This is a genomic window from Actinoplanes solisilvae (genome assembly GCF_003999975.1).
Classification (GTDB): Bacteria; Actinomycetota; Actinomycetes; order Mycobacteriales; family Micromonosporaceae; genus Actinoplanes; species Actinoplanes solisilvae.
Map to the genome: position 1 here is coordinate 21,339 of NZ_RJAC01000048.1, position 6,207 is coordinate 27,545.

3 protein-coding genes are annotated in these 6,207 nt (G+C 70.0%); all 3 read left to right on the forward strand.

Annotation, left to right across the window (positions count from 1 at the left end; all coding sequences use genetic code 11):
• The first annotated feature begins 55 nt into the window (after positions 1–55).
• Complete coding sequence (locus EER30_RS47775; RefSeq protein WP_164842767.1) at positions 56–5,335, forward strand: diguanylate cyclase; 5,280 nt, start codon at positions 56–58, stop codon at positions 5,333–5,335.
• A gap of 19 nt (positions 5,336–5,354) precedes the next feature.
• Positions 5,355–5,516 (forward strand): hypothetical protein, encoded by a 162-nt coding sequence (locus tag EER30_RS47780; RefSeq protein ID WP_164842768.1) that lies wholly within the window; start codon positions 5,355–5,357, stop codon positions 5,514–5,516.
• A 208-nt stretch (positions 5,517–5,724) separates the two neighbouring features.
• The coding region (locus EER30_RS45455) for a CHASE domain-containing protein (protein ID WP_205650710.1) at positions 5,725–6,207 on the forward strand (483 nt) is incomplete at its 3' end.

Sequence of the window (6,207 nt, forward strand, 5' to 3'; positions counted from 1 at the left end):
TGTGACGCTGTCATCGGGGTCTGGTGGGGCTGGGTTGTCGGTGGGTCCCTCGGGCGTGCCCGCCGAGTTGGCACTGGCGGCGGGTGTGACGTTTGTGGGTGAGTTGGATCGTGGCGCCCATGGTGTGGTGTACCGGGTGCGGCGTGATGGTCGTGACTGGGCGATGAAGGTGTTCAACGATCCGGCCGATGCCGATGCCGATGCCGATGCCGATGGTGTGGCGCTGGTGGCGTTGCGGCGTGAGGCGGCGTTGCTGAGTTGGGTGGGGCATGCCGGGCTGCCGGAGGTCCACGAGGTCGGGCAGGTGGGCGGCCGATCGTATTTGATCATGGATTTGGTGGCGGGTACGTCGTTGTCCGCGGTGCTGGCCGGCGGGCCTGCGGCGATCGAGCGGGTGATCGACTGGGGTGTGCAGGTCGGGGAGACACTCGCCGCGGTGCATGCGGTGGGTTTGGTGCATCGCGATGTCAAGCCGGACAACATCATGATCGAGCCCGATGGGCGGGTCCGGTTGATCGATTTTGGAACGGCCGGTCAGGCTGGGGAGAAGCAGGCCGATCTGGTGGTGGGCACGCTGCGGTACTGCGCGCCGGAACAGTCCGGGATGATCAAACGTCCGGTGGATCCGCGGTCGGATCTGTATGCGCTGGGTGTGGTGTTGTTCGAGGCCCTAGCCGGCCGGCCGCCGTTTGTCAGCGACGATGTGGCGGAGTTGCTGCGGATGCATGTGGCGACGCCGGCGCCGCGGCTGGACACGCTGCGTCCCGGGGTGCCCGGGCCGCTGGCCGGGGTGGTCACCCGGTTGCTGGCCAAGGATCCGGACGACCGGTATCAGACGAGCATGGCGCTGGTGGCCGACCTGCGGGCGTTGCTGGTCGATGCGTCGGCGGATCCGCCGGTGGCGACCGGTGCGCTGGATGCCGCCGATCGGGTGGGTTTGGCGCCGCTGATCGGCCGGGACGCCGAGCGGGCGCGGCTGGACGCGCGGTGGCGGCGGGCCGGTGGCGGGCACGGTGGTGTGGCGGTGGTGTCCGGTGAGCCGGGCAGTGGCAAGACGCGGTTGGTGCAGGAGTTGGCCACGACGGTGTTGGATCAGGGGTTGCCGGTGTTGTGGGCGGAGTGTGACGGCGACGCCGGGCCGTTGTCGGCGGTGCGGGCGGCGGTGGAGCATCACCTTGCGCGGGTGCGTCGGCTGCCGCCGCCGGCCCGGGACGCGGCGGTTGGGCAGGTCCGGGCGGCGGCCGGGCCGGCCACGATGTTGTTGTGCCGGCTCAGTCCGGTGTTGACCGAGGTGCTGACCGGTGAGGCGCCGGAGCTGTCCGGTGCACCGGACAGCTCCGGTGTGGTCGACCCGGATGCGTTGGCCCGGGCGGCGGCGGCCTTCATGGCGGAGTTGGCTCGGGCAACGGGTGGGATGTTGGTGTGTCTGGATGACGCGCAGCGGGCGGATGAGGCGAGTCAGACAGTGCTGCGCTTGCTGGTCCCTGAACTGGCCGACGTGCCGTTGCTGGTGGTGCTGACCGCGGATGATCAGCCGGGCGGCGGGCGGCTGGCGGAGGCCGTCGTCGGGCAGGCCGATTGCCTGGTGACGTTGACGGCGTTGAGCCCCGAGTCGGTGCGTGTGCTGGTTACCGCGGTGGCCCGGGGTCTGGCGGTGGACCCGGCGGTGGCCGAGCGGCTGGCCGCCGGTTGCGGGACGAGCCCGTTCGAGGTGCAAGAATACGTTCGAGCGGTGGTCGATGCGGGCCTGTTGGTGCCGCATTGGGGCACGGTCCGGCTTGACCTGGCGGGGCTGGACGCGTTGGCGTTGCCGGAGGACGTGTTCGGGCTGATTCTGCGTCGGGTCGATCGGGTGGGGCCGCGGTGCCGTGATCTGTTGACCGTGGGCGCGGCGATCGGGCTGAGCTTCGACGGTGACCTGGCGGCCCGGGCCGGCGGCTTCGCGGCGGGCGCGGCCGGTGAGCTGCTCGATCAGGCGGCGGCGCGGATGGTGGTGGAGCACCGTGACGGTACGCTGCGGTTCGTCCACGACGGTATCCGCCGGGCGTTGCTGGACGGGTTGGACGAACCGGCCCGGCGCCGGCTGCACCAACGCATCGCCGAGGCCCTGCACGGCATCGACTCCACCGACCCGGCTCACATTTACGCGTTGGGCCGGCACTGCCTGCACGGCGAGGCCGACCGCACCGCGGAACGCGCCTATCCGGCGCTGCTCGCGGCCGGCCGGCAGGCGCTGACCGACGGCGCGCCCGCTGAGGCGGCCGTGTTGTTCGACCGGGCCAGCCGGCTGGCCGATCGCGTACCCGCCGCCAACCGGGGCGAGGTCGACGAACTGCTCGGCACGGCGCTCTACTATTCCGGGCAGTTCATTGATGCGCTGAGCACATTGCAGCGGGGGCTGTCGGCGACCACCGATCCCGTCGATCGGGCCCGCGTGCTAGCGCACCTCCACGACGTGCACCTCGGCCTCGGCGACGTCGAGGCGGCCCACACCACACTTCTGGCCGTGGCCGATTTGGGGCGGCGGCTGCCCACCAACCGGCTGCTGCTGATCGTCTCGTCACTGTTCTGGTTTTGCGCCGGCCTGGTTGTGGAGCGTCTCGGCCTGTACACCAGGAACACCGCCCGGCACGCCCGGTACGAACTGCAGGCAACCCTGCTCAGCAACCTTTCGATCAACCATATGCTCACGTTGGATCCGCTGGGCTCGGTCGCGTTGAGCCTGCGCGGGTTGTACCCGGCGAGCCGGCTGAGGCCCTGCGCGACATACGTTCGTACCCGGACCGTGCTGGGAGCTATTTCGCAAGGCATCGGCCTGCCGTCGACCACGGCATACCGTCGCGCGGAAAAGGCCGCAGCAGTGCTGGGCGAACCGGTGCCGGCCGCCGCGACGGCGTGGATGCGCCGGAGCACCACCGTGCTCAACAGTGCCGACCTTCGCACGCTCACCACCCAAATCACCGATCGCACCGGCCTGGTCCCGTCCAGCGCCTACGTAAACGTCGCCAATTACGGTATTTGGATGCTGCTCGGCGCGGGGTACGCGCGGCCGGCCCATGCCTTGCGTGAGCAGGCCGTCGCCCGATTGGCCGGCGCCGATCTGGCCGAGCATGAGCTGACCCTGTGCGGCATCGCCACGGCGTCCGCGCTGGGCCACATGGTCGAGGCGGACACGATGCTGCACCGACTCGACGATCGGCCGGACGCACACCAGCACCCGAGTCGCCGGCTGAGCACGCTCCTCGCGCGGGCGACCGTGGCGGTCGAGCAGCAGGACCTCGGCGCGACGTTCGACCGTATCGCCGCCGACCTCGCCGCGATGCGCCTCAACCCCTGGATGGTGGTGCCGTCACACCAGACCATCTACCCGATCCTGGCCTACGGGCGGCTCGAACAGTGCCGCCGGGCCACACCCGAACACCACACCGCCGCCCTCGCCGCCGCCGCCGACGCCGTCAGAACCCTCGGCAAGGCGCCCGGCCCGATCACCAAGGCACACCACCGCGTCGCCACGGCGTACCTGCAGCACTTGCGCGGTCAGCACCGGGCCGCCCTGAAAAGCCTGGCCAAGGCCGAACACCGCTCCGCCGACGTGTACGCCCCGATGGTCAGCTTCGAGACCGCCCGGCTCCGCGCCCGGGTCCTGACCTGCCTGGACCGGTCCGACGACGCGACCGCCGCAGCCGCCGCAGCCCTCACCCTGGCCCAGCGGCACGGCTGGCCGCACCGCGCACAATGGATCCGCACCGAATTCCCCGACCTACGCCCCACCGGCACCCAGCGCAGCGGCGGCACCGACCACCTCACCCACACGACCTCTCAGACCACCCACCGGCAACTGCTCGACGCGCTGGAACAAATGACCAACGCCGCCTCCGGCATCCTCGACCCCAGCCAACTCACCCGCGTCGCCCTCGACCAGATCATCCGGCTGCTCTCCGCCGAACGGGCCTTCATGTTCCTCACCGACGACCACGGGCACCTGACACCCCACCTCGGCCGCGACACCACCGGCACCGACCTCACCGAACTCACCGACTACGGCTCCACCCTCGTCGAGCGGGTCCGCCAAACCCGCGAACCTCTCGTCGTCACCGGCACCGACGAAGGCGCCACACTCGGCTCGCAGAGCGTGGTGGCCCACGGGCTGCGCAGCATCATGGTCGCGCCGCTACAGTTCGACGGCCGGCTCCTCGGCCTCATCTACCTCGACAGCCGCATCGCCAAAGGCTTATTCACCGCCGCCGACGTCGGCATCCTCGCCGCGCTGACCACCCACGTCGGCGCCGCACTCGAAACCGCCCGCGCCGCCCAACTCGCCGTCTCCACCGAATCCATCCGCCGCGAACGCGACCTCGCCGAAACCCTCCGCACCGCGATGGCCGAGCTGTCCACCACCCTCAACCCCACCGACGTCCTGCGCCGCCTGCACACCATCGCTGCCCGCGTCCTGTCCGCCGACCGGTCCTGGATGGCCGTCCTGGATACCGACAAAGTCCACATCCACGCGGACACCGACGACCCCGCGCAACCAGCCGCGCCGGTCGACATCGACCCCGCCCTGCACGACCTCCTCACCGCCGTCGAACCGATCCTCGGCTCCTCCGCAACCGCGCCACCACCGCCCATCAATACCGGCGGCCGGGAATGGATGGCAATCCCGCTCCGGCTCGCCGACACCCCCATCGGCGTCATCGTTCTCGCCACCGACCAACCCACCGGCTACGGTCAAGCCCAACTCGACATCGCCGGCGTCCTGGCCAACCACGGCATGACCGGTTACCAGAATGCCCGGCTCTTCGCCCAGGCCGAACAAATGGCCACCACCGACGCCCTCACCGGATTGGCCAACCGGCGACACTTCTTCACCGACGCCCTGCACCACATCGCCCTGGCCCGCCGGCAACACAGCCGACTGGCCGCTGCCATGATGGACATCGACCACTTCAAACGGGTCAACGACGTCCACGGCCACCACGTCGGCGACCAGGTCATCAGCGCCGTCGCCCAACGTCTGGCCCACACGGTTCGCACGACCGACGTGCTCGGCCGCTACGGCGGGGAAGAGTTCGCGCTGATCCTCCCCGACACCCAACCCGACGGCGCGTACACCCTCGTCGATCGCCTGCGCGCCGGGATCGCCGACCACCCCATCGACACCGACGCCGGCCCCCTCACCATCACCATCAGCATCGGCGTCGCCAACCTCACCACCGAACACACCGACGTCGAAACCCTCCTCACCACCGCCGACGCCGCCCTCTACCAAGCCAAACGGGCCGGACGCAACCGCGTCATCGTCGCCGACCCCCACAACGAACAAAAACCTCAATGAGTACGCACGAGGTTCCGCGATGTGCCGTAACGCCGCGCTCGTCCAACTCGCCGCAGAGCTGCCCACACCACCCGTAATCGGCCAGCTCCTCGGAATGTCCCTCGACACCGTCGAGCGGTGGGCCGCGATCGCCGGAACCGGTCACCTCGGATACGCGGCCGATGTGAGCCGCCGACGCTGACTTCGGCTCTGGCCGACGGACTTCGTCAGGTGCGATGGCTGCCGATACGCATGTTATGGGGGACTCGACTGGGCCGGTAGAACGTCCGAGGCGACGGCGGTGGATCGGCGTCACGTTGGTGGCCGTCATCGGCATGGTTGGTCTGACCGGGTCGTGGGCCGCGAGCCATGCGGTCGAGCGAACTCAGCAACGTCACGCGGGGCAGGTGATGGATCAGTACGCCGACACGGTCAGCCGCGTGCTCACCGCCGAGGCCAACCGCTACCGCGACACCCTGTCCGACCTGGCCGCGACCGTGAGCGCCCAGCCCGACCTCAGTAAGTCGGATTTCCTGCAGATAACCTCCAAACTGAGCCGGCAGCGTCTGCCGGGCGCCGTAGGGGTCGCCCTCGTCGTCCCGGCCGATGACAGTGACGTCAGCACCGTCCGGGCGTACTGGCGGGCACAGGGAGCCACCGGGCTCACCCTGGTCCCCAACACGACCGCGGACGAGCACCTGTTCATTGTCCTCAACTCCGCGCTCGACGGCACCGACAGCACCGCGGGCAGCGATCTCAGCCGGGCGGCCGAACCGGCCGACGCGCTGCGGATGGCCCGTGCCAGTGGACAGGTCACCGCGAGCCGCACCTACGTGGTGTTGATGGACCGGGGGCGCCCCGCCGGCCAGCAGCAGATGTCGTTCCTTCTTGCC

What these genes read in the sequence shown, in the direction of transcription:
- EER30_RS47780 (WP_164842768.1), top strand. Translation starts at nt 5,355, where the DNA reads ATGTGCCGTAACGCCGCGCTCGTCCAACTCGCCGCAGAGCTGCCCACA.